General features: G+C 46.9%; 16 protein-coding genes. 6 read left to right on the top strand and 10 right to left on the bottom strand.

Translation table 11 applies throughout. The features are described 5' to 3' along the window. Window positions 1-147: 147 nt before the first annotated feature. From GXP65_RS15730 to GXP65_RS15690, 9 genes are all read right to left on the bottom strand, one after another. Window positions 148-630 (bottom strand): SRPBCC domain-containing protein, encoded by a 483-nt coding sequence (locus tag GXP65_RS15730; protein WP_045372742.1) that lies wholly within the window; start codon window positions 628-630, stop codon window positions 148-150. Window positions 631-714: 84 nt separating this feature from the next. Then, window positions 715-1,494, bottom strand: a complete 780-nt coding sequence (locus GXP65_RS15725) for a hypothetical protein (protein ID WP_162093221.1) — start codon at window positions 1,492-1,494, stop codon at window positions 715-717. Between the two features lie 202 nt (window positions 1,495-1,696). After that, window positions 1,697-2,266 carry an ABC-type transport auxiliary lipoprotein family protein gene (locus tag GXP65_RS15720; protein WP_162093220.1) on the bottom strand — a complete coding sequence of 190 codons (570 nt, stop codon included), beginning with the start codon at window positions 2,264-2,266 and terminating at the stop codon, window positions 1,697-1,699. Continuing rightward, window positions 2,266-3,912, bottom strand: a complete 1,647-nt coding sequence (gene pqiB / locus GXP65_RS15715) for an intermembrane transport protein PqiB (protein ID WP_162093219.1) — start codon at window positions 3,910-3,912, stop codon at window positions 2,266-2,268. Before pqiB ends, GXP65_RS15720 begins: the two co-directional genes overlap by 1 nt. Beyond that, a complete protein-coding gene (locus tag GXP65_RS15710) occupies window positions 3,905-5,236 on the bottom strand; it encodes a paraquat-inducible protein A (protein ID WP_162093218.1) in 1,332 nt (443 codons plus the stop codon). The genes pqiB and GXP65_RS15710 overlap by 8 nt, the downstream gene beginning before the upstream one ends. A gap of 133 nt (window positions 5,237-5,369) precedes the next feature. After that, on the bottom strand, window positions 5,370-6,374 hold the full coding sequence (locus tag GXP65_RS15705) for a substrate-binding domain-containing protein (RefSeq protein ID WP_162093243.1): 1,005 nt from the start codon (window positions 6,372-6,374) through the stop codon (window positions 5,370-5,372). A gap of 190 nt (window positions 6,375-6,564) precedes the next feature. Then, window positions 6,565-9,657 (bottom strand): beta-galactosidase, encoded by a 3,093-nt coding sequence (locus tag GXP65_RS15700; RefSeq protein WP_162093217.1) that lies wholly within the window; start codon window positions 9,655-9,657, stop codon window positions 6,565-6,567. Between the two features lie 90 nt (window positions 9,658-9,747). Continuing rightward, window positions 9,748-10,623, bottom strand: a complete 876-nt coding sequence (locus tag GXP65_RS15695; protein WP_162093216.1) for a MalM family protein — start codon at window positions 10,621-10,623, stop codon at window positions 9,748-9,750. 70 nt (window positions 10,624-10,693) lie between these two features. After that, complete coding sequence (locus GXP65_RS15690; RefSeq protein ID WP_162093215.1) at window positions 10,694-11,935, bottom strand: carbohydrate porin; 1,242 nt, start codon at window positions 11,933-11,935, stop codon at window positions 10,694-10,696. A gap of 837 nt (window positions 11,936-12,772) precedes the next feature. Here GXP65_RS15690 and GXP65_RS15685 point away from each other — a divergent pair. The 3 genes from GXP65_RS15685 to GXP65_RS15675 all read left to right on the top strand — a co-directional run bounded on the left by GXP65_RS15685 (window position 12,773) and on the right by GXP65_RS15675 (window position 19,978). Beyond that, entirely contained in the window at window positions 12,773-14,890 is a 2,118-nt protein-coding gene (locus GXP65_RS15685; protein ID WP_162093214.1) for an alpha-galactosidase, read from the top strand. Between the two features lie 395 nt (window positions 14,891-15,285). Then, the gene (gene melB / locus GXP65_RS15680; protein ID WP_162093213.1) at window positions 15,286-16,665 is read left to right on the top strand and encodes a melibiose:sodium transporter MelB; all 1,380 of its coding nucleotides are present in this window, start codon (window positions 15,286-15,288) and stop codon (window positions 16,663-16,665) included. A gap of 151 nt (window positions 16,666-16,816) precedes the next feature. Next, window positions 16,817-19,978 (top strand): HD domain-containing phosphohydrolase, encoded by a 3,162-nt coding sequence (locus GXP65_RS15675; RefSeq protein ID WP_346265907.1) that lies wholly within the window; start codon window positions 16,817-16,819, stop codon window positions 19,976-19,978. A gap of 65 nt (window positions 19,979-20,043) precedes the next feature. On the opposite strand, the gene GXP65_RS15670 is transcribed toward GXP65_RS15675, so the two are convergent. After that, entirely contained in the window at window positions 20,044-20,949 is a 906-nt protein-coding gene (locus GXP65_RS15670; protein ID WP_162093212.1) for a LysR family transcriptional regulator, read from the bottom strand. A gap of 139 nt (window positions 20,950-21,088) precedes the next feature. Here GXP65_RS15670 and GXP65_RS15665 point away from each other — a divergent pair, with 139 nt between their 5' ends. The 3 genes from GXP65_RS15665 (at window position 21,089) to GXP65_RS15655 (ending at window position 24,175) form a co-directional block, all read left to right on the top strand. Beyond that, window positions 21,089-21,487 carry a hypothetical protein gene (locus GXP65_RS15665; RefSeq protein WP_240335006.1) on the top strand — a complete coding sequence of 133 codons (399 nt, stop codon included), beginning with the start codon at window positions 21,089-21,091 and terminating at the stop codon, window positions 21,485-21,487. Between the two features lie 67 nt (window positions 21,488-21,554). Further along, window positions 21,555-23,666: a protein-disulfide reductase DsbD domain-containing protein gene (locus GXP65_RS15660; RefSeq protein WP_162093211.1), complete on the top strand. Its 2,112-nt coding sequence runs from the start codon at window positions 21,555-21,557 to the stop codon at window positions 23,664-23,666. Next, the gene (locus tag GXP65_RS15655; RefSeq protein WP_162093210.1) at window positions 23,663-24,175 is read left to right on the top strand and encodes a protein disulfide oxidoreductase; all 513 of its coding nucleotides are present in this window, start codon (window positions 23,663-23,665) and stop codon (window positions 24,173-24,175) included. Before GXP65_RS15660 ends, GXP65_RS15655 begins: the two co-directional genes overlap by 4 nt. Window positions 24,176-24,199: the final 24 nt, after the last annotated feature.

Genomic DNA, 24,199 nt, shown 5'->3' with positions numbered 1-24,199 from the left:
GCTAATTTAACGCCTTTCTCTTGGCCTATAGGCCATAGGATTGGAATTTCTAATTTTCGCTAAGGGTATCTTAAGCGGTGTGTCTCAAATATGATTGAGATCAGGCCGAGTGCATTTATTGAGCATTGGGTTTGAAAGGGCATCGCGCTATTTTTCGCAATGACCATGAGATTGACGGCATAGTTCTTCCAACCATCTGAGGTGATACTTCCTTAACCGCCTTGGCGCAAAGTACTTCGTTAACCACGTGATTCCACCCCGCTGGGTGCTCTCAGTAATAATACAGCAGCCGTGCTTCGTCGGTTCTAGCACCCAAGCATGGTAAATATCGATACTTCCTTTTTTCCCCTTCCATGCTAAGCGTTGGTTCTGTAAATACTCTACGACGGTACACTTCACTTCAAATCCAGAGGCCTTCCAACGAAACATAGTGTTTTTACATAAGGTGTTGTCGCCATTAAGGATTTGAACCATGGTTTTTGCACGTCGCCATGCCGGCCATTCTGGCGCTCGTACTAAATGTTGCCAAACGACTTCAGGAGGCTCTGGGATTTCAATTTGGCTACGAACATGAATCTGGGCATGTTTTGGATGGTAATAATCTGGCCAGATAACTTCCGATTTATTCATCTCGGTGGTTCCTAATAGCTCTTACTCTTATTAGCTTAGGAGAGTGTGGCGTAAAGTGCAGAAACGCTTTGCCCCACAAAGCACTTAGAAGTAAAGCCCAAGACCGATTAAGAAGCCATGTGATGCGGTGTCGTACTCAAAGGTTCCTTCATCCACATAATCTACCCAAGTGGATTTGTAGGCGAGGTTGATGTCAGACCATGTATTCATGTGATAACGCAAGCCAATTTGAGTCGCGTAGGTGAAGTTGGTGTCGGCACCTAAGCCAGCGTCCATGCTTGCGTGAAAGCGCCAATCCTCGTTAAGGTCATTCAGCCAACGGACGCCCATTAGGAAATCAACCCAGTCTTCTTTGATATTGAGTCTATCGACGAGAATGCGATTGTCATTCCGATAAACTTTACCTTTGATGTCGTTATCCCACCAACGTAAGCCAAACATGTAATCAATCATACCAAACGAGTATGCTCTGCGCTGGAACGCCTTTGCCTCTAACACGCCTTGTCGTACGTCTAAGTCTGCGCGATAGCTGACATTAGGAAGAAGGCCAGATAAGTTATTTGCACCGCCATTTAAGTTCATAAAACTGTAATCGAGGTAGTAGCCCCATTTTTCGTTGTACACCCCTTCAAGCCTTACCATTGCGCCAATATCCAAGTGATCCATGATGAATTTAGGATCAACATCGAGGTCCGTTGAGAAATTCCCCATAGTAGAGTCGCCATTAATATTCAGAGCCTGCATGTAGATTTCAACACTATGCTGCCAACTGCTTTGTGATGGTTGCATTTCTTCTGCGACTGCGTTCGGAGCCACAGCAAGTAAAGAGGTAATAGCGATAAAAGGTAAGGTCATCTTAGCCATTTCAACGTCCGTATTTTCGATGTGTTTGATAGGTTGCATAAAACTAGCGTAGGGCATGGAATGAGGGAATTCAAAGTCATGCAAGATCAAGCTAGTGAGTTGACGAACTTGAGAGGAGTGAAGTTTGCGTGAAAATTCAGAATAAAGGGAGAGGAGAATTAAAATCGCCCACTCAGAGAACTGAATGGGCGAGGAAGGGGGATTATAGTTGGGCTGCGATTTGGTCTGTTAGGTTGTTCAAACCCACTGACAGCGCATCAACAAGTGCGTTATAGCCATCATCTTGCAAAGGCATGTTGATTTTGACTGGTGCGCTATTTTTCACTTTGCCATTTTCATCAACAATCAACCATTCACCTTCAATTTCAGCGTTGCCTTGATAGCTACCATTAAACTTGCTCAGTGAAAGTAAAAGTTTGCTCTCACCACTTTGGTCAAGCAGGTTATTTACTTCAACCGGCCAGTATTGGCTTTGCTTGCTGCGCAGCTCGTCAATAATGCGTTGTGTGATTTGCTCAGAGATATTGTGCGCCCACTGATTGTGTTTCGCTTGAACGATTTTTGTTTCAGAGGTTCGATATACGATACCGCTGTCAGCAAGGTAGCTAGCAAGCTCTACAGGGCGAACCACCAGCTGTGGACGTTGAGCAATCGCGGTGTCACTTACCTTAGCAGAACTTGCTTCCGGTAAGACATACAAAGCGCCAGAGTCTTCAGGTGCACTGCTACAACCTGCCAAAAGGGCAGAGATCAATAAAAGTCCGCGTTTCATTATTTTTGCCCTCTAACTGGGGTTGGATCGTTGACTTCATCTTCACCGAATACCAACGAGTTTGGTTTTTCATTCAACTGCTTGAGAACCGGTTTAAACTCAGTCATCACTTGCTCTAGTTCTTTCAACGTCGACTCCATTTCACTGTACATGGTGGAGTTCGGGCCATAGCCATCCAACGTTTTTTGTAACTGCTCCAAGCTCTTACGAATATCCGCTGGAATTGCTTTAGTGTCTTCTTGGTTAAGGAGACGATCCACGCTATTCGCTACGCGTTCTGCCGAAGCCAGTGTTTTTTCTGAGTTCTTCAGTGTCTTATTCAGTGAGTTCAACGTGTCTTCCATCGGTAAACTGTTCAGCTTAGTGAGGAAGTCATTGACTTGGCGTTGAACTTGGGCGAAACCACCTTGCTTCGTTGGGAATACATCATAGTCTTCAAACTTGCTTGGCACATATGGCTCTTCATCTGGGTAGAAGTCAGTGTCGATGTACAGCGCACCGGTCAACAAGTTACCAGTTTTCAGTGTGCCACGAAGCCCCTTAGCAAACTCTTCTTTAAGCTTATCTTTGAACCTTGGTAGTTGGCTAGATGGTAGGTTTTCATAAACGCGACCGAGCTCAATACGCACAAGTACTGGGATTTTCTTCGCTGAGAAATCTTCTTCAGGTGTTGGCATACGCATCGGTACTTTCATTACCGTACCAATACGAAGGCCACGATATTCCACAGGTGCTTTGCGTTTTAGGCCACGGACTGATTCTTCAAACATCATCACAAATTGGATGTATTCGTCGTACATGCCTTCGCGTACTTGCTTCACATCATCGAAAAGACGGAAGTGCAACATGTCCTCAGTGACTTCATCTCCAGCACCTAAACCAGGTACAGTATCAAAAGTGACCCCGCCCGTGATTAGGCTTTCTAACGAACCAAATTTCACCTCAAAGCCTTCCGCGTTCAACTGCAAGTCAACGCCAGATGTTAGCCAAAAGTGGGTTTTGGTGCGCACTAAGCTGTCATATGGTTTGAAAATAAACAGCTGGTATAGCGCACGACGAGTTTCGACATCAAAGCTGGTCGTTTCCACTCGGCCTACGGTAAAGCCTTTGTAGATAACGGGATCGCCAACACCAAGTTTTCCGGCTTCACGGTGAGTTAAAACGATACGCAGGCCTTCTGCATCGGGAGAGGCAACGGGTGGTACGTCAAGCACATCAAAGTGCTCTTTTTCTACCTTGGAGTTCCCCGGTTGCAATTGAATATAAGCGCCTGATAGTAGTGTTTCTAAGCCAGATACACCTTCGCGACCAATACGTGGTTTCACCACCCAGAACATAGAGTCCTCACGCAGCATGCGATCGGCGTCTTTGTTCATTTGTGCGGTAGCAATGATATGGTCATAGTCTCCGCTAAGTTTGACGTCAGTGATAACGCCCACCTTTACGTTCAGAGCTTTGATTTCGGTTTTGCCGACTTCAATGCCTTCCGCTGTAGGAAGTTTTAACGTGATCTCTGGTCCTGTGCTGTTGATGTATTGGAACAGCATCCACGCTCCCATCGCTAGCGCAAGGATCGGGATGATCCAAATCGCAGAGACCTGCTTTTGAGGTTTTATTTGAGCGGTTGCGTTGTTCTCATCACTCATATTTGGCTTTCTCAGTTAAGTTATTGTTCATTGGCTCCTGCGCTTCGTTTTGTGGTAATTGCCACAACAAACGCGAGTCAAAAATCATTGCAGAGAGCATGGTTAGTATGACCACTGCAGCAAATGAGAGTGCAGCTGGACCGGGGTAAATCGCCATTAGGTTTTGCAACTGTACGAGCGCAACCAAAATCGCGACAACAAAAATATCAATCATTGACCAACGACCGATAAATTCTGTAATTCGATAGACCTTTAAACGGGAAATGCTTTCTTCCGGTGGTAAGTACTGTGCTTTTTGAGCGTTGTAGTAAAGCCACGCCAATGCCAGCATTTTTGCCATAGGGATAAACACACTAGCGAAGAAGATAACCGCTGCAATAGGGTAAGAACCCAGCTGCCACAGGAGAACCACACCTTCCATAATGGTGGAACCTTCGGAATGACCAAGGCTAACGGTATACATCATTGGATATAAATTGGCAGGAATGTAGAAAATGACCGCCGCAAACAGCAAAGCCCAAGCTTTCTGCATGTTATCTTTTGGGTTGTATCTGTGCACTGGGCTATCACAACGAAGACACTTTTGGTGCTTTTTATCTTCAATTGGATTGAGTTGATGACACGTGTGGCAACCGATGTGGTTTTCGTTATGGTGTGTGTCACCTTCTTTCACGTTTAGTAATTCAATCGCAGGAATAAAGTGTCCCCATAGCCAACTCTTGTCGACCATCGAAATGCACTTCACGACCAGCACGGTGTACACACAGAATGCCCAGAATGAGCTGCCCATACCGATTTCTGCCAGCGAGGCAATCTTAATCAAACTCACCAAAACGCCAATCAAAAATACATCAACCATCAGCCAAGGCTCGACTCGAAATAAGAGTCGACACAGCGTTTTCGCCATGCGGATTTGTTTTTTCCCTAATGGGTGCTTGAGTGATTTTAAGGCTTCAAGGTGAAGAAAGAGGATTAAACCAACATAGATAGCAGGTAACACGACCACTGTCGCGAGCAGTAACGCACCGAGAAGCGCGTTATGAAATTCCGCCAACATCTTCGCCGCGTGCATTAAGGTGATCTCTTGGGATAAACCTTGAACGCTAAACGACATAAACGGGAAAGAGATGCTCAAAACCAACATGATCAGACACGCAACCGACACAGCGATAACGCTTTGATACGGCTTGGCATTGACTTTGGTTAGCGAATGCTCACAGCGAGGACATTGGGCTTTTTGACCTTGTTCAATATCAGGGATACGAACGACCAAGCCGCACTCCTCACAGGAGATCAGTTGACGTGAATTAGGTTGAGTGCTCATTCAGTTATTATTTCGTACTTTTAATAACTAAGAATAACTCTTTTTCTTCTTAGACGCTTGTTTTTGCGGGGATGTTTTACAAGCTTCTAACCTGTTTAAATGAAAAAACCAGCCTCGGAGACTGGTTTGAGCTTTATTTGATACTGCCAACGGAAGAGCGTCTGACCAAAATTGGCATGAACAATTTGTGTTCAGTACGTTCTGTCTCTTCATTATTGACCAACTGAAGTGAGAGCTTCACCGCCTCGTTGGCCATCACTTGAATTGGGTAGCGAATGGTCGTGAGGCGAGGGTAAATATAGCGCGCGATATGACCATCATCGAATCCAATCACTGACATATCTTCTGGAATGCGGATGCCATTTTCCTGCAGCAAGGTCATGCAGCCCGCAGCCATGTAGTCGTTGTAGGTAGCAACAGCAGTGACGGGTGTGTTCTTCGCCATCAGGTTTACCATAGCTTGCTCGCCACCTGTTTCATCTGGCTCGCCGTACTCGATGTATTCTTCACGAATCTTGATGCCGTTATCTCGCAGAGCATCAAGGTAACCGTCGCGACGATCTCTTGCATCTTCAATATCATGACCAGAGCAGATATAGCCGATGTGTTCGTGTCCATTGCGAATCAAATGCTCAGTGGCAATGTAAGAGCCTTTGCGGTTATCCAAAGCAATACAACGTGAAGCGATGTCTGGCACGATACGGTTGATCAGCACCATGCCCGGAATTTCATTGGCGAGCGTGGTTAACTCGGCATCCGTCATGCCTTTGCTGTGTACGACCAAAGATTCACAGCGGCTGTTGATCAACAAGTTGATCGCGTTGCGCTCTTTCACGGCATCATGATAGCCGCTGCCAATCAGAAGCTGTTTCTCTTGTTCACTGGCTATAGTGTCGATGGCTTTGACCATGGTGCCAAAAAAGGGCGCAGAAACGTCGTTCACCAATACCCCGATCGCGTTGGACGATTTACTGACCAGTGCGCGCGCATTGGCGTTCGGGCGATAGCCTAGTTTCGTCATTGCTTCTTTGACGGCGACAATCGCGGATTCACTGGTGTGAGGTGCGTTATTGATGACGCGAGACGCGGTTGCAATGGATACGCCAGCTTCTTTTGCGACGTCTTTGATGGTAGCCATAGGGAACTCAGGATCTGAAATTTGCTTCATTTAACAATGCACAGCGGATGAACTCAAACACCCAATTGAGAATAGTGGCGGTGTATCAAGCTTTTAAAGCAAATCGAACCTAGCTTGAATAAAAAATCCCCAAGCCGAAACTTGGGGATTAAGCGACACTGACGTGTTTTATGTTTAGGTTATCAATCGATTAGTGAGCGGGTTTAAACGTCACTTTGTAAGCGTATTGATTGTCCGTTAACTGGAATTCCTTGTGTACACTTGGGCTCCATGAGTCATCACCGCCCACACCCATGTGTTTATGGTCTAGGCGCACGTAAATCTTCTCTTCTGCGACCAAATCATTGGTGTGTTTCGCTACTGCTAAGTGCTGCTGAGCGTACTGACTAACACTGAACTGGAAGTCTCCCGAGATTTCTAACTCATTCACTTTCAACCATTGCGTACCACAGCGCAGACCGCTGTCGGTTGGGAAAATGTATGGCGTGTGCATTTGCTCAAGTGTTTGGGTGTGCTGGCCGAAGCGCGCCGCTGCCAAACGGTCTGGGTAGTTTTCAAACGGACCTAAGCCTTGCCATGTGATCGAAGCGTTTTGCTTGTTCAATGGCAGTTCAAGTTCCAAACCGATACGTGGCATTGGTGGTAAATCATCAGCCAGCTTCACGTTGACAGCCAATGCCATCTCACCGTTACTGCTCAGTGTATGCGTCCAAGTCGTGATCGCCTGAACTTTACCATTAAAGTGGTAAGCGAACGTCGAAGTCACTTTCACTGCGTGCGCTAAGGTTTCACTGTGGCAAGCGACGCATTGGCGCTCCCACTGGCCGATACCCGCCATGTCCCAACGACACATCCAAGCGTTTGGATCGACGTTGTCGATTTCGCTTACACCGATGTCGTTATCCAGTGGTGCACGGAAGAAGTTATCTTGCAGTGCTGCAAGCATTTGTGCTTCACCATCGACATGCCAATCGGTCATCAAGCCAGTTTGGCTATCCCAACGCCATTGATGTTTTTCATCCAAGCTAGACACTAAAACGGTGTTGTCTTGCTGCGTTAGCATTGGCGCTGGTTGCGTTTCCAATGTTGGCAGAGCAAGGCCTGCTGTATTGCGTAGTGACATTTGCTCAGAAGCAACGACGTGTTCTACGTCTGCCCAAGGTGTTGCAGCAATCAGAGTAATGTCGGTATTTAAGTGGTATTGCGCTTCCGCTTTCGGCGTGAAGTTAAGGGCAATCTCAATACTTGCTTGGCTATCCGCTTCTACGTTAAGCGCCAATGAACCCGTTTGGATAACTTTGCCATCTTCCAACAGAGACCAGTTCAATTGCTCGTTATCGGTCGCTCGGAACAAGTTCTCGTTAGTCACCAACAGCGTACAAGCTTCTTTGGTTTGCTCTTGCAGTGACACAGTGATCATGCGTTGGCAGTATTTTGCTTCTTCCAACGTTGGATGAACCGTGCGATCTGGGAAGATCAAACCATTGATGCAGAACTGACGGTCATTGATTTCATCACCAAAGTCGCCGCCGTAAGCCCAGAAATGTTGGCCGTTTTCATCCCATTGGCTCAAGCCTTGATCGACCCAATCCCAAATAAAGCCGCCTTGTAGGCGAGGGTAATCGCGGAACGCATCCCAGTAATCATTAAAGCTACCCAGACTGTTGCCCATCGCATGTGCGTATTCACACAAAATCAAAGGACGAGTTTCATTTGGTAACGACACCCATTTCTTGATTGCCCATTTAGGCACGGCCTCGTCTTCAATGACTGTGTTCACACGCGCGTACATTGGCGCAATGATGTCGGTTGCTGTGGTGTTTGAACCGCCGCCTTCGTACTGTACTGGGCGAGAAGGGTCGTAGTTTTTAGACCAAGAGTACATGGCATTGTGGTTGCTGCCGTGACCGGATTCGTTACCTAAAGACCAGATGATGATTGAAGGGTGGTTCTTATCGCGCATCACCATCTGGGTGTAGCGACTCATGTAAGCGTGCGCCCATTGTGGATCGCTCGATAGGCGGTTCATTGGTTGCATGCCATGGGTTTCGATGTTCGCTTCATCGCACACGTACAAGCCGTATTGGTCACACAGTTCGTACCAACGAGGGTGGTTCGGGTAGTGCGCTGTACGTACCGCGTTGAAGTTGTATTGTTTCATCAAGCAGATGTCACGGATCATGTCTTCTTCCGTCATCACATGACCAAGCTCTGGGTGATGTTCGTGACGGTTCACGCCGCGGATCAACAAAGGCTTACCGTTTAGCTTCAATTGGCCATCGGTGATTTCGACTTTACGGAAGCCCACAGGGTACGCTTCGCTTTCTAAGTGCGTTCCGTCTTCATCCAATAGTGAAACGACTAAGCGGTAAAGGTTCGGTGTTTCCGCTGTCCATTTCTTTGGTTCGCGTACGTGCAATGTTTGAAAAACTACGTCATCCCATGTGCCACGTTCGTCAATGCGACGGTTGTGCGGACGGTCGATGCGTGGCTCTGTCACGGCTTGTTCGCCATCAAACAGCTGCACTTGAACTTGGTAGGTGTCAGGCGCAGAAATCGAAGTCACAACCGACAGTGAACCATCGCGGTAACACGCGTCTAAATCCGGAGTGATGAACACATCTTCAATACAGTGTTGTGGTTTAGACAGCAAAGTCACGTCGCGGAAGATACCACTTAGCCACCACATATCTTGGTCTTCTAGGTAGCTGCCATCACTCCAACGAATCACCATGACGGCTAGGCTGTTGTCACCCGCCACAAGGTAAGGCGTTAGGTCGAATTCGGAAGGCAGACGGCTGTCTTGACTGTAGCCAACCCAAGTGCCGTTACACCAAAGGTGGAAAGCTGAGTTCACGCCATCAAAGATAATGCGCTGCGTATTGACTAAGTCTTCTGCTGAAAGTGACACGGTAGTGCGGTAGCAACCCGTTGGGTTATCACTTGGTACAAACGGCGGGTTTACTTCGAATGGGTATTTCACGTTGGCGTAGATAGGCTTGTCGTAACCTTGCATTTGCCAGTTTGAAGGGACAGTAATCTCATCCCAGTCTTTGTCATTGAATTGTGACTCGATGAACTCGCCGTCAACTTGCGCTGGCGCATCAAACAGTTTGAATTTCCATTGTCCGTTCAGCGATTGGCGCTGGGCTTGAATACCGTCGCGGGCATGGTCAATATCGCGGAAACTGGAAAGAGGGCTGTGAGCCTTAAGACAGTGAATGTTCACTGATTGCGGGTTTTCCCAGTCGCGTCTTTGGAGAATTTCTGAAAATGCCTTCATGGTTTTCCTACTTAACTTTTTGTTTCTAATCTTGTTTCGCTACGGAACTTGAATCCGCAGCGAGAGTGTCTTTGGTCTTGTTGTGAAGCTTTATTTCGCTAATTGCTTCACGAGATAATCTTTTGCTTGGGTAAAGCCTTGCTCAGCTGCTTGGTTGGCAATCGCCGCAGCTTGTTTTATGTCGTTGTCTTTGAGCGCTGCATCGATTTGAGATTGGTACAATGTCCATTCATCTTGTGCTTCAGGCGATGCGGCAAGGGTTAACTCTGCTTTTGCGGTGTCGTTGGTTTGTGTGCCCAATTCCGCCAAAAGCGTTAACACCGCGTTGTTGTCGGAGGCGCTCGCCGTGACATCAATAACGCCAAAAGGTTGGAACTGCGCAGTGAGCGGAAGCTGTTTACTGCCAATGACGTTTTGTGTTTCTGCGTAAACTTCTTCTGGGTGCTTGCGAGTCAATTCGGTGCCAAGCAGTGCCGAATCTGAAGCGATGACCACGTATTTCGCGCCATTAAGTTGTGGGTTTACCGTGATCATTTGTTCAACACGTTCTAAGCCGCGCATGCCCGTTGTGTGGTAGTTAAAGTCTTTCGCCGAGTAATTGGTTATAAGTTGCCATTTCGCGTCATAAATAAGAACGTTCGCAGCAAATAACGCATTGTTATCAACATAAGAGCGAACAAGTAGCGAGAATGGTGCGTCAGAAGTGATTTGATAGCTCATCACAGGGAGCGGTTTGGATGAAGCAGAATCTGAAGAAAGTAAAACCGCACTGCTCATGCTTGGCAGATTTGCATCCATAACCACCTGCTGGTGGAAAGGAATCGATAGGGCATTCAGAGGCAAAGCATCTAACGTTGAGCAACATTGTGGTAGGCTCAAATCGGTATTGAAGGTTTGCTCTGGTAATCCACTGCATGCGCCAAGAGACAGAGCCATGAATAGAGTTGCTAGCGGTTTTAGTTTCATCTGCGTTGTCCTTTGTGGGGGGAGCGTATTACTCACCCCCGTTGGGTTCATAAATAGTAGCGGGTTTGAATTACCACCATGTTTCGACGTTAAAGCCGAAGGTGATTTCGTCGACGTTTTGTCCACCATTGCTGCGAGCATGGCCGTAGACTTCGCCGCCACGGTTCCACTCATCGGTTTTCTCTGAGTAGGTCGCGAACAAGCGCAGTGATGGACGAGCCCAAACGCCTTTACCTGCTTGGAACATTTGCGCCACCGTTACTTTGTACATGTCGTTGGTGCCAGCGCCGTTTTGTGCTTCTACTGATTCGTAGCCAACTTCAAGTGCGGTTGCCATGTATTCTGTCCAGCTGTACTGAGGACGAGCGCCTACGCTGAACCATTTCTCACCTTCGTTGTTATCCAGGTTTTTGTCTTGGTAAGCGATGGAGTACATCACTTGGAAATCTTCATTCACGTTAAGATCGCCAGAGTTGAAAATACGCCAGCTGTAACCATCGTGTTCAACGCCTGTGTTGTATTTACGGTTTGAGCCGCCTTCAGCACTCATCAAACCGCCCGCAAGGGCATCTGTACCGTATTGGAAAGCGAATGTGTTTGAACCATAGTTCCAAGCTTGACGGTAAAGTGCAGAAAGCATGGCGCCAGAAGTGGTGATGTCACTTTCGTCATAGCTAGAGTTTTGCGTGAACACGTAGTTCAAACCGACCGTAAGATCTGCACTGTCGCTCAGTTCAATGCCGCTCAAACGTGCGTCGATGTTGTGTAAGCTGCGGCCATCTGCGCTAGAGTTTGGCGCCATCCATGCGATGTGGCCTTTAGCAAAGCCAAGATCCCAGTTTTCAATACCGATACCTGTGCTCGATGTGTCCCAGTATTTAATGTCGATCATGTGCACTTCATGACGGCGGTAAAAACGTTCGCCCGCCCAAACGGTGGCATCTGCTTGGCCTTCAAACAGACCATGACCTGCTGACCACATTTGGATCAAGCTAACGTCACCCCAGCTTTCGCCACTACCAAGGTAAAGTGTGGTATCAAAGTACGCGTCGCCTTGTTGCCAAACGTCGGCTTTGAGGCCCGCTTCCCACCAGTTCAGCTCGTTACCCAAACGGTAGTTACCGTAACCTTGACCAGCACGAATCACATCGTTGCGTTCGCCTTTGCCACCATTGTGTTCATCGTTATCGGTGTAAATGTTGCCCCACTTGGCGTAGCCAAAGTAAGTGATGTTCTCCACTGCAGTCATACCAGCAAGCGGTGCTAGGGCGAGGGTTAACCCAAGCGCTCTTACAAGCGTCTTTTGTTTCATGAAGTGTCTCCATTCTATTTTTATGGATTTATTTTTTATTGGTTTGAGTCCTAACTCGCTGCGCAGTGTAAATAAACTCTGGAAACGTTTTCATGATGAGGTTGGCATTTTTGTCGTAATGAGGGGTTTATTACTATTTTGTGTGATTTTGATCTCTTAAATTGAGCTTTTAAGCGCGATTTAAGATTGATTTCTGACCGTTTGAGTTGGAATCGTTTACTTGGGTTGGGCGGTGTTTGGGTTTGGATAATGGGGTCGATGTTATTTAAGGTGATGATTTAAATTGGATTTTTCTAAGAAAAGGAAGTTGTTAGAAAGAAGAGGAAAGAGAGCCCAATTGAAATCAACTGGGCATGTGAGACAAGGAAGCATATACAACAAGTGGTTCGCGGGCGCACTGCACACGAGCATTTGCAGTATCGTCAAACTGGGATTTTGAGTTAGGACCCAAGAGAGACACTTCATAAAGAATCTCGAAGCCTCAAGAATACGGTTGTCGGTTAACCACTTCAAGAGGTGAGGAGTTCAACTGAGCGGTCTGTAACCTTATTTATGATTTTGTTGTTGTAAGGTAATGAATTAAATAACGAAAAATTCTTTATAAATCAGTTTGGTATTCGAATTTACGTGCAGTGCTTTAAAGAACTCGGTCACCAAAGAATCTGAGATTTTTGGAGCTGATCGCTGCGTAATATAAGAAGGAATAAGGCATAGCGGGCGATGACACAAGTTTGAAAAAACAACTGTAAACGTTTCCATGATTTTGGCGTGGCTCACAGATTCTTTTGTATTTTTCATTATGATGCAGCGTAATTTCCAGTTTCAAGGTAAGACAAGATGACGGACAAAACACTGATTGAGCTAACCGGTCAGCAAACTCAATTGATTGTAGAGTTGGGCGAATATGGAGAGATTCTGCATTGGGGACAAAAAGTAAGTGGTGACCTTAATGGTTTCCGCATGGCTTTACATCGTCCCGTGCCATACGGTCGTTTGGACAGCGACGTATCCATGACTCTACACCCAGAGCTTGGTCGTGGCGTTTTTAGCAGCCCAGGTGTGGAAGGGCATCGCGATGGTCAAGATTGGGCTCCAGTGTTTGTCATCTCCCATATTGAACAACAGCAAGACAGTATTGTGATTGAGAGCGAAGATGCGATCGCAGGTCTTCGTTTACAAACCGAGCTTAAGCTTGATAGCAACGATGTAGTGAAAACTCGTCACACGCTCACCAATAAGAAAGCGGGTATTTATCATGTGAACCGTCTTGCCAATACGTTGCCTTTGCCAGCTCGTGCGAATGAGTTGATGACTTACTACGGCCGCTGGGTTCATGAGTTCCAAACGGTGCGCCAGCCATTGCTGCAAGGCGGCTATCAACAAGAAAACCGTCGCGGGCGTACTTCTCATGAGCATTATCCTGCACTTGTTGTCGGCACAACTCACTTTGATGAAATGAATGGCGATGTGTGGGGCTTCCATTTCGCATGGAGTGGTAACCACAGATTGCGTGTAGACGTGAAAGCCGATGGCCGTCGTTACATGCAGGCTGAAGTTATTTACCTGCCTGGTGAAGTGGCGCTAAAAGAAGGGGAAAGCATTACGACGCCTTGGCTGTACGCGAGCCACAGTAATTGTGGTTTGAATGGTATGAGCCATCACTTCCACTCTCATGTGCGTGAAACGATTTTGCCGAGTGATTTCACCGAAAAACCTCGCCCAATCCACCTCAACACGTGGGAAGGCATCTACTTCGACCACGATCCAGAATACATCATGTCGATGGCAACTCAGTCGGCAGAGATGGGTGTAGAACGCTTTATCATTGATGATGGCTGGTTCAAAGGGCGCAACGGTGACAAAGCAGGGCTAGGGGATTGGTTCCTGTGTGAAGCTAAGTACCCAAATGGCTTGCACCCGATTGTGGAACACGTAAATAAATTGGGCATGGAATTCGGCTTGTGGTTTGAGCCAGAGATGATCAACAAAGATTCCGAATTGTTCCGTACGCATCCTGATTGGTTGTTGGCTGTAAACGGTTACGATCAGCCAACCGGTCGCAACCAATACGTGATTAACCTGCAAAACGATGATGCGTTTAACTTCTTGTTTGAGCGATTGGATCACTTCCTCTCGACTTACAATATCGCTTACATCAAATGGGATATGAACCGTGAAGTGGTTCAGCCAGCGCACTTAGGTCAGGCTGCGGCGCACAATCAAACCCAACGTTACTACCAGTTAGTTGATAAAGTTCGTGAAAAGCACCCGAAAGTGGAGATTGAATCTTGTGCGGCAGGTGGTGGTCGTATTGATTTTGAGGTTCTGAAACGCACGCATCGATTCTGGGCTTCAGACAATAACGACGCACTTGAGCGTCAAACCATTCAACGCGGTATGAGCTACTTCTTCCCGCCAGAAGTGATGGGCAGCCATATTGGTGCAAGCCATTGTCATAGCACGCGCCGTCGTCACAGCATCGAGTTCCGTGGGCTTACGGCACTGTTCGGTCATATGGGGATTGAACTTGACCCAGTGAAAGAAGAACAAGCGGAAAAAGAAGGCTTTGAGCGCTACATCAAGCTGCACAAGATGCTGCGCCCATTGCTACACAGCGGCAGAACTTGGCGAATCCCAACGGACGATAAAGCACATCAAATTCATGCGGTTGTTTCAAACGATCAATCGGAAGCGGTGGTGATGATCGCTCAGCTCGCGATGCCAACGAACTCTTTAAGTGGGCATTTGCGTGTACCGGGCCTGGATCCACAAGCGACATATCGAGTGACGGTATTGGATAAACCGTCTAACTACGATGACATCGTGAATTACCAACCGCCTTGGACTGAATCCGGTTGTGAGCTATCTGGCGCATGGTGTGGGGAGGTTGGCTTAACCATGCCAATCCTTGACGCGGAAAGTGCCATGTTGGTGAAGTTCGAACGTATTCACTAAGTCATATCTATTTAGAACCTTGCCTATTTAAAATCATGGCTATTTAGACGATTTCATCGTTTCTCATTGGTTTTCTATCGCCGTACAGACATCAGGTTTGTACGGCTTTTTGCGTTGGTTTTAATTGGTCGTTTTGAAATCGTTCTCATACTTAATGAGCGTAAAGTGTTGATAAAATGGCGTAAATAACACGATCTCCTCACATTAATAGGTCTAAATATTGTTCGATGTCTCATTTTTAAAACTTGCCTGTAAACGTTTCCATAAAGCGGTTTTTGATCACAGTAAGGCATTCAGTGTGTGAGTAGCATTAGCATCGAAATATAAATAAAAGACGTCGACGTTATGAATTCTAGTTAGGGGAATGAATAGCAGTACGACACTAAGGAACTATTATGTCTGATAAAATTACGCTACAAACCAAGCTGTCCTACGGCCTTGGCGCACTCGGTAAAGACTTTGCCTGTGCACCTATCTACATCTTCTTAATGTTCTACTTCACTGACGTAGCCGGCTTGTCTGCTGCTTTCGTTGGTACCATCTTCTTAGCCGCTCGTATTATTGATGCGATTACTGACCCAATGATGGGTGTGATCGTGGACAACACGCGCTCAAAATTCGGTAAATTCCGTCCTTGGATTGTGATTGGTACGTTATTAAACGCAGTAGTACTGGTTGGCCTTTTCAGTACTCACATGTTTGAAGGTACTACGCTTTACATCTACGCAGCAGCGGCATACATCCTTTGGGGTCTAACGTACACCATTATGGATATCCCTTACTGGTCAATGATTCCGGCGCTATCAAGCTCTCGCCAAGAACGTGAAAAGTTGGTGGTATGGCCACGTCTGTTCGCGAGCCTTGCATGGTTCATTACTGGTACTTACGGTCTGCACATCGTGGGCGAGTTAGGTAACGGCAACCAAGGCGACGGTTTCTTCAATGTTGCGATGCTGATTGCGGTTCTGTTTGTGATGAGCGCATTCTTGATTGCTCGTAACGTAAAAGAGAAAGCGGCGCCAGCTAACGCAAAACCAGCAGAGAAATTCAGCTTCAAAGACGTTTTGACTATCATCGGTAAAAACGACCAGCTTAAAGCGCTAATCGGCACGGTTCTGTCTTTCCAAATTGCGAACCTATTGGTTGGTGGCTTTGCGATTTACTACTTCTCTTACGCACTGGGTAACGCAGAGCTGTTCCCAGTTTACATGGCGGTCGCAGGCGCGGCAGAAGTCGCGGGTGTGTTCTTATTCCCACGTCTTGCGGCATTCCTTCCACGTAAGCTTCTATGGCCTATCGCGTGTGGCTTCCCAATTCTGTCTTGTGTACTTCTTCTATTGATGGGCTTTATCGCTCCAGCTAACGCGCTAATGATTGGTATGGCGGGTGCAGCAATTAAGTTTGGCGTGGGTATTGCGAACGCGCTGCAAACTGTAATGCTGGCTGACGTTGTGGACTACGGTGAGCACAAAACAGGTCGTCGTAGCGAGAGCGTTATCTTCTCAGTACAAACCATGCTTGTGAAATTCGCAGGCGCAGCTGGTGGCTTCATCGTGGGTGTTGGTCTGTCTGTTGTGGGTTACGTACCAAACGTAGAGCAATCAGCAAGCACCATTATGGGCTTAGAATTTATGATGATTGGTCTACCTGCCATCATGATGACCATCAGTGGCGTGATTTACCAACGTTACTACCATCTACACGAAGGCTTCAACAAAGAAGAAGCAGAGCAACAAACTCAAGTTGAAAGCGAAAGCGTTCCAGCACAAGCATAATTGTTACATTTTCACTTAAGTACCCCAACTCAATTTAGTCACTAAGATAAAGCGCCTCCCGATGGAGGCGTTTTTGTTTGCTTCCATAAAATTTCGTGATTGGCTTAAATTCAATTTTTAGACAATAATTTCAGTTGGTTAAAGGATTGAGGTGCTTGGATTACTCCAAGCTGAAACGATGAAGAAACGTAAACGGATTTCGTTAAGGACAGTGCTAGGGTTGATGTTTGTCTTCTGTACCCTAGTGACAGCAGGTGTGGCGATTACTTTGCAATACCATTTTGCAAGGAAAACTGAGCTGCAACACACCCTCACCCGATACCAAACCATCGCGACAGGTGTATCGAGTCATTTATCTAATCTACAAAACTTAGCTGAGAACGTGGCAAGAAGCGGCGCGCAGCTAGTGTCGCTTATCGGGGTAGATACGCCCGAAGAGAACATCATTATCCCTTTGTCTAAATTGTTGGTAAGAGAACCCGGCATTCATAGTATTTTTGTTGCCAAAGCGAACAACGACTTCTTCCAGTTGATCAACCTTTCCTCAGAGGAAGTTCGTTCACGCATAGGTGCTCAACCAGGGGACAAGTGGTTGTTGATCGCGCATAGCGGGGTGAAGCGAGATCGCCGTAAGGTAAGTATTTACTATGATGAAAACTTTGTATCACGCCACGCTTTAGATGAGTTTAGTAACTTCATCCCGACTCAACGCAGCTGGTTTGAAAATGCTGACCATGATGACATTTACAATACTTCTCCTTATTTGTTCAACACTCTAAAAGTATCTGGGGAAACCTTTTCCATTAAGGTGCCAGAATCCGATACTGTGGTAGGTGTGGACATTCTTCTCTCCTCGTTAGAGGCGCAACTCACCAACCGTTTTGTCGAAAACAAGAAAGCGCCAGAAGCGGAGGCGTTTATCTATCAAGCCAATGGCCGATTGATTGCAACTAACAAGATGGTCGACATCGAAGATCGCTTACCTTTGGTCTCTCCGGTGAACTTAACGGATGAGCAACGAGCACTGGTAGCACAAACGCCAGAGTTGAAAGTGTCGAACCAAAATAACTGGGCTCCGCTTGATTACACCGTTGGCGGTCGCCCAAATGGCTTCTCGATTGATATATTCAAGATGATTTCTGAAATGACCGGCTTAAAGTTTAAGTTTGTGAACGGTCGAAGTTGGAATGAGCTCGTCAACGATTTTAAAAATGGCAATATCGATATTCTTCAATCGATTGCCGACCAAGATGAGTTTTCCAGCATTGGTGTAGTCGGTGAACCTCTTTATCACGCAAAGTTTGCGTTACTCACCACAGAAGAGAACAAGCACATCAATACCTTAGAGCAAGTGAAGAACGACAGAATTGGTTTACTGAAAGGTTGGAGCATTCAAGATGACTTGCTAGAAGCTTATCCGCAAATGACCATCGTAAATTACGCTTCTTTTCACGATGCGATCGACGGGGTACTGAACGGTGACATCGTAGCTGTGCTCGATATCCGTCAAATATTGGCCAATAAAATACGCGAAACATTTCGTCAGAACTTAGCCATCACTTTGGTTAAGGATTCAAACCTCTCCAACGCGTTTTACTACTTGGCGAATGAGGAACAAAGACCTTTAGTTGAGATAATTAACCGCGCTATTGACGCGATTACGCCAGAGCAAAGAAAAGAGCTGCGTGAAAAATGGTTTGAGAGTAAGGCTGCAGTGTCGACCTATACCTTTACGCCATATGAAGAGCTGGTCAAATTTGCCAAAGATCCTAAGTTTATTAATTCCGTTCAACTAGTGACGATCAATGGGAAAGACAAGTATGTTTTTGTCTCCAAACTCACTCATAAGGAAGAGCGGTACTTTGCTGTTGTGATTCCACAGTCTTACGTTATGTCAGGCGTAAATGAAGTGACGCTATATGCTGTGGGCGCGTCCTTGTTTGTTCTTGCGTTGTTGATTCCCGTTGCATGGGAGATGGCGAAACCAATCTCTCAGCCAATCAATGCATTGAGAAAGCAAGTCAGATTTGTACGCGAACGCGAATACGACAAAGTGCAGCGTGTTCACTCTCGCATTGAAGAAATTCATCAACTTGGTCTTTCGCTGATGCGAGGCAGCAACTCGCTTAAGCAATTTGAACAAAGGCAAAATGAGTTTTTTGATTCCGTGATTCAACTTATCGCACGCGCCATCGATGAAAAGTCACATTATACGGCCGGTCACTGTAACCGTGTGCCGGAGATTGCGTTGATGCTTGCGGAAGAGGCAGAGAAATCTGACCAAGGCGTGTTTGGAGCTTTTGAGTTTGCCAATGACGAGGAGCGCCGTGAATTCCGCATTGCCGCTTGGCTTCATGATTGCGGTAAGATCGCCACGCCAGAATATGTGGTAGATAAAGGCAGTAAGCTAGAAACCAACTACAACCGCATTCACGAAGTTCGCATGCGATTCGAAGTACTGTGGCGAGATGCGCAGATTCAATATCTACTCAAAAAGCTAAAAACTATGGGTGTGGATGAGCAACCCGAGCAAGCACTGGAACAAGAATTTGCTGCGCTGAAAGAAGAGTTCGAATTTGTCGCCAATACGAACGTGGGGGCGGAGTTTATGTCGGATCAAGACATTGAACGTTTGCACAAGTTGGCTGAGAAAGAGTGGACGCGTTACTTCGATTGTGGACTTGGTTTATCGCCATTAGAAGAAACGCGTTATCAACCACAACCAACGCCAGCAACAGAAAAGCTGCTTTCTGATCGTCCTGAGCATGTGATTGAGCGTGAACAGCCGTTTGATCTCGACCCTGAGTTTGGCATCAATATGACGGTGCCAGAAAAGCTCTACAACCATGGCGAACTGTATAACTTGGCCGTGCAGCGCGGTACGTTGTCAGCAGAAGAGCGCTTTAAGATTAATGAGCACATGATCAGCGGAATCAAGATGCTCGAAAGCATTCCGTTCCCACCCGAACTTGAGCGCGTTCCTCGCTACGCTACTACGCACCACGAGGCAATGGAAGGCTTTGGTTATCCGAGAGGTTTGATGGGAGAGGAACTATCGATCCCTGAACGCATTCTGGCGGTAGCGGATATTTTCGAAGCGTTAACCGCGGCAGATCGACCTTACAAGAAAGCCAAGTCCTTGAGTGAGGCAATCAGTATTATGTCGAAAATGGCACTCGGTGGGCACATTGATAAAGACGTATTTAAGCTGCTTTTAACCAGTGGCGCTTACCTAAGTTACGCCAAGCGCTATCTGCCAGATGAGCTTATTGATGATGTCGATATAGAGGGGTATCTAGAGAAGCTATCTTAGCTTTCATCAGGTTTTAAAAAGTGCGTAAGTGCTTCGGTTCTTACGCACTTTTTTATGCGCCAAACTTAAACATCAAACTCCTGCTCAAATTTGGCTTTAACGAAGTCGATGAAGGTGCGCAGGCGTTTCGGTTGATAACGGTCGCGATGGAAAATTGCAGACAAAGGAACAGAAGGGATTTCCCACTCTGGCATCACTTTAACCAGTTGGCCTTGTTTGACCTCTTCGTCGCAGTAACTTAATGGCACACGGATAATTCCGTTACCGTGCAGTGCGCCCATCACAAGTGCTCGGCCGTTTTTACAACGCAGATTGCCTTTCACGATGACGTCACTGTGTTCTTTCGGGTTAGCAACGTTACGGTAGCTCCAGCGAGTGACGGAGCCAGTCAGAGTCCGGTGTTTTGCCAGTTCTTTTGGTGTCACTGGTTCCCCATGCGTTTTGAGGTAGTTCGGGCTTGCCAGCGTCACCATATCAATCATCATCAGTTTACGTGCGACGAATCCTGCGTCTTCCAACTCGCCCATGCGAATCGCCACGTCGAATTGGTCCTCAATCAGGTCAATTCGTGGTGAAGAGAAATCCAAATCTACGGTGATATTCGGGTATTCCAACATGAACTCATTGACGTATTTGGCAATGATGTCCTCGCCGATATAGCCACCCACGCAGTTTACGCGAATCAAGCCTCGAACTTCTTGAGTGTCGTCGACTGCGGCGATCAACGCTTGGTCGATATCGCGCAGAGCTTTCTCACACTCTTGGTAAAAACGTTCACCAGCATGGGTCAAACGCAGAGTACGCGTGGTGCGAGTTAGTAAGGTCACGCCCATTTGTGCTTCAAGACCACTGATTTGGCGAGACACATGAGAACGAGAGACGGAAAGCGCTTCTGCCGCTTTGGTGAAGTTACCCAGTTGAGCGATCAAAACGAAGGAGCGAATATCAGCAAGATTAACTTTATTGAGCATGTTGAATTATTTACAGAAACGGTAGTCATAAGACTATCACAGTTAATTACGAAAACGCGCTGTTCAAAAAATCATACTACTTGAGGTTTATATTAACTTGCGTATGATTTCCCGCGTTTCCACATTTATCGAAGTTAGAATGCACTCATCCACTTTACAATCTGCTGCGTCCCGACAACAGGGCAAATGGCTCCTAGCGCTAATAGGCTGGGTGATTGTGGTGTGCCTGATGAAAAATTCCGGCTTGATGTTCAGTTGTGCCATGCAATATGACGCAAGCTCGACTTCTGCGGTTGTTGGCGATGAAGTTAAAATCGTAAAAGCAGAAAGTGGGCATGACACGAGTAAATGTGAGTTGTCTGAAAAGCTGATTCAATTTGCTCAGCAACAACTGGAAACCTTGGTCGTTGTTTTGTTTGTTGGCATCCTCGCGCTTGTCGTGTGGCGCTGTTGTGCGTTCGCCAGCAAAAGACAATGGACCGAACCGATAGTCCAAAAGTATCGAGTCCATCTCACCCTGTGTGTATTCCGCGAATGACAAGTGATTTCTGACGAGTTTCGAATCGTCAGTCTTTTTCTACACTTGTTTTTAACTAGGAATAACTATGAACCACATGAAAAAAACGACTCAAGCCGCGTTGATGCTTATCATGACGCTGGCGCTGAGCTTATTCTCGCTAATTGCCCAAGCACAAACGACAGACACGGGATGGCTGACCAACCCACAGCATCCACCTGTGCAAACGCGCTTTGTCTTAACCGGACAACAAGATCCAAATACCAACACACTCACTGGTTACCTTGATGTCAAACTGACCGGTGATTGGAAAACTTACTGGCGCTCGCCGGGTGAGGGCGGTGTTGCACCTTCTATTGATTGGGAAAAATCACAAAACCTCACCAAAGTGGATTGGCAATGGCCGTACCCGCAGAAATACGAGCTGCTTGGTATCGAGACGCTAGGCTACAAAGGTGACACCGTCTTCCCAATGACGCTGCACGTCGAAGACATGAACAAACCAGTGACGATTGATGCGACGCTGACCCTGTCTTCATGTACCACCATTTGCGTACTAACCGATTACCACATTCAACTGTCTTTCCTACCTTCCGACCTACAAGTTGATGAAGGAGTGATGTTCACTTACGCGCAAGCGGTGAGCAGTGTGCCTCAAGCGTCGCCATTTGTTGAAGTGACAGAAGCAAATTGGGATGCAAACCAATCTAAGCTACAAATCAAACTGACTAACTCACAAGGTTGGCAAAAACCAGAAGTGTTGGTTGATGGCGTCGACGAAGCAACCAGCGATTACAGCTTCAAATTAGAAGGGCAGCATCAAGAGGGCAATACGCTTACCGCAAACTACTCAGTGAATACATGGTTGGGTGATGTAGAGCTGGATAACCAATCGGTTTACGTCTCAATCAAAGACAATAACTTACTGGCGCAAGAAACCGCGCAAGCAAAAGCAGGCGTTATCACGCAAACTTTGCCAAGTACGTCTTTGGTGAATATTTTCTTGTTCGCGTTACTCGGTGGTTTGATTCTCAACATCATGCCTTGTGTATTGCCAGTTCTCGGCATGAAGTTAAGCAGCATCGTAGCGGCACAAGGCGTTGAACGTCGTCAAATTCGTACTCAGTTCGTGGCTTCTTCGCTAGGTATTCTGACGTCGTTCTGGTTACTGGCTGGCTTTATCTTAGTGCTGAAGCTAACGGGTAATGCCATCGGTTGGGGTGTGCAATTTCAAAGCCCTTGGTTCTTAGGCTTAATGCTGTTGGTAACTGGACTGTTTGGTGCCAACATGCTTGGTTTGTTTGAAATTCGCCTGTCATCAGGTACCAACACTTGGTTAGCGTCGAAGGGCGATAACTCGCTATTTGGGCATTACGTGCAAGGTATGTTCGCGACTCTGTTAGCAACGCCTTGTTCAGCTCCTTTCCTTGGCACTGCGGTGGCGTTTGCACTGGGTGCAGACGTAGTAACTCTGTTTGCTATCTTCACTGCGTTAGCTCTGGGTATGGCACTGCCTTGGATCTTAGTGGCTATCTTCCCGGGGATTGCACTCAAGCTACCAAAGCCAGGCCAATGGATGAATGTCGTGAAAATCGTATTTGGCATCATGATGCTGGCAACCAGTGCTTGGTTATTGTCACTGATGGCGAATCACTTGCCGGTATTTTGGGTCATTCTGATCGGCTTGGTTGCGTTCATCGTTATCATGGCGCGTGTTAAGCGTATTTATGGCAATAAAGCGTTAGCGATTTCCGGCACGGTTTCGTTGATTTTGATTGCTGGTGGTCTGGTTCTAGGCAGTGTGACTGCCAATCACTGGGCGACGCCATTGCCAGAAGATTTGGCTTGGGAAAAACTGTCAAACGAAGCGATTGCAGACCACGTGAAGAATGGCCGGGTGGTGTTCGTCGATGTGACTGCCGATTGGTGTGTGACTTGTAAAGCCAACAAGATCGGTGTGATCTGGCAAGATCCGGTTTACTCACTGTTGCAAAGCCCTAACGTGGCGACACTGAAAGGCGATTGGACACATCCGAATGGCTCAGTGACCGACTTCTTGCGTGCACATGGTCGCTTTGGTGTGCCATTCAATATCGTTTATGGTCCAGCTGCGCCAGAGGGGATTCCTCTACCAGTGATTTTGACTGACGATGTAGTGGTGAAAGCCATCGAACAAGCGAGCGGAGGCACGATTAAGTGAACACAGTAAAAAAGCGCAAGTCGCTCAAATACTGGCTTAGTCAAGCGTTGCAAATGGTGCTCATGGTGACCGTGATTTCGGTCGCCATGGATTGGTACCGCACCAAAGACATCCCTAAAGAGCAAGCACCGCCTCTGAGTGCGATCATGGCCGATGGCGAGTTTGTCGATGTGATTGCCAAAAGTCATGAAGAACCAGTGGTTGTGTACTTTTGGGCAACTTGGTGTCCGGCGTGTAAGTTTGTTAGCCCAAGCGTGAGTTGGTTAAGCGATGACTATGAAGTGGTTGCAGTATCCGGCGCATCCGGACCGGAAGAGCGCGTACAAAAGTTCATGCAGGCAAAAGACTACCAGTTCGACAACATCAACGATCCGAAAAGCAGCATTATGCAAGAATGGAGCATCAGCGTGACGCCGACTATCTATGTATTAAAAGATGGAAAGGTAAGCTCAATCACCACAGGTGTTACGACACCAATAGGCATTTTAGCAAGGATCTGGATGGCCTAAATCAATGTGTAGCATGTCGACTTT

This window comes from Vibrio sp. LB10LO1 (assembly GCF_010092875.1).
In the GTDB taxonomy this organism is placed as follows: Bacteria; Pseudomonadota; Gammaproteobacteria; order Enterobacterales; family Vibrionaceae; genus Vibrio; species Vibrio campbellii.
This window is presented reverse-complemented; position numbering and strand designations above follow the sequence as displayed.

Bases quoted from the DNA above. Each gene is read 5' to 3' on its own strand.
- GXP65_RS15730 (WP_045372742.1), bottom strand. From the start codon at position 630: ATGAATAAATCGGAAGTTATCTGGCCAGATTATTACCATCCAAAACAT.
- GXP65_RS15725 (WP_162093221.1), bottom strand. From the start codon at position 1,494: ATGGCTAAGATGACCTTACCTTTTATCGCTATTACCTCTTTACTTGCT.
- GXP65_RS15720 (WP_162093220.1), bottom strand. From the start codon at position 2,266: ATGAAACGCGGACTTTTATTGATCTCTGCCCTTTTGGCAGGTTGTAGC.
- pqiB (WP_162093219.1), bottom strand. From the start codon at position 3,912: ATGAGTGATGAGAACAACGCAACCGCTCAAATAAAACCTCAAAAGCAG.
- GXP65_RS15710 (WP_162093218.1), bottom strand. From the start codon at position 5,236: ATGAGCACTCAACCTAATTCACGTCAACTGATCTCCTGTGAGGAGTGC.
- GXP65_RS15705 (WP_162093243.1), bottom strand. From the start codon at position 6,374: ATGGCTACCATCAAAGACGTCGCAAAAGAAGCTGGCGTATCCATTGCA.
- GXP65_RS15700 (WP_162093217.1), bottom strand. From the start codon at position 9,657: ATGAAGGCATTTTCAGAAATTCTCCAAAGACGCGACTGGGAAAACCCG.
- GXP65_RS15695 (WP_162093216.1), bottom strand. From the start codon at position 10,623: ATGAAACTAAAACCGCTAGCAACTCTATTCATGGCTCTGTCTCTTGGC.
- GXP65_RS15690 (WP_162093215.1), bottom strand. From the start codon at position 11,935: ATGAAACAAAAGACGCTTGTAAGAGCGCTTGGGTTAACCCTCGCCCTA.
- GXP65_RS15685 (WP_162093214.1), top strand. From the start codon at position 12,773: ATGACGGACAAAACACTGATTGAGCTAACCGGTCAGCAAACTCAATTG.
- melB (WP_162093213.1), top strand. From the start codon at position 15,286: ATGTCTGATAAAATTACGCTACAAACCAAGCTGTCCTACGGCCTTGGC.
- GXP65_RS15670 (WP_162093212.1), bottom strand. From the start codon at position 20,949: ATGCTCAATAAAGTTAATCTTGCTGATATTCGCTCCTTCGTTTTGATC.
- GXP65_RS15665 (WP_240335006.1), top strand. From the start codon at position 21,089: ATGCACTCATCCACTTTACAATCTGCTGCGTCCCGACAACAGGGCAAA.
- GXP65_RS15660 (WP_162093211.1), top strand. From the start codon at position 21,555: ATGAACCACATGAAAAAAACGACTCAAGCCGCGTTGATGCTTATCATG.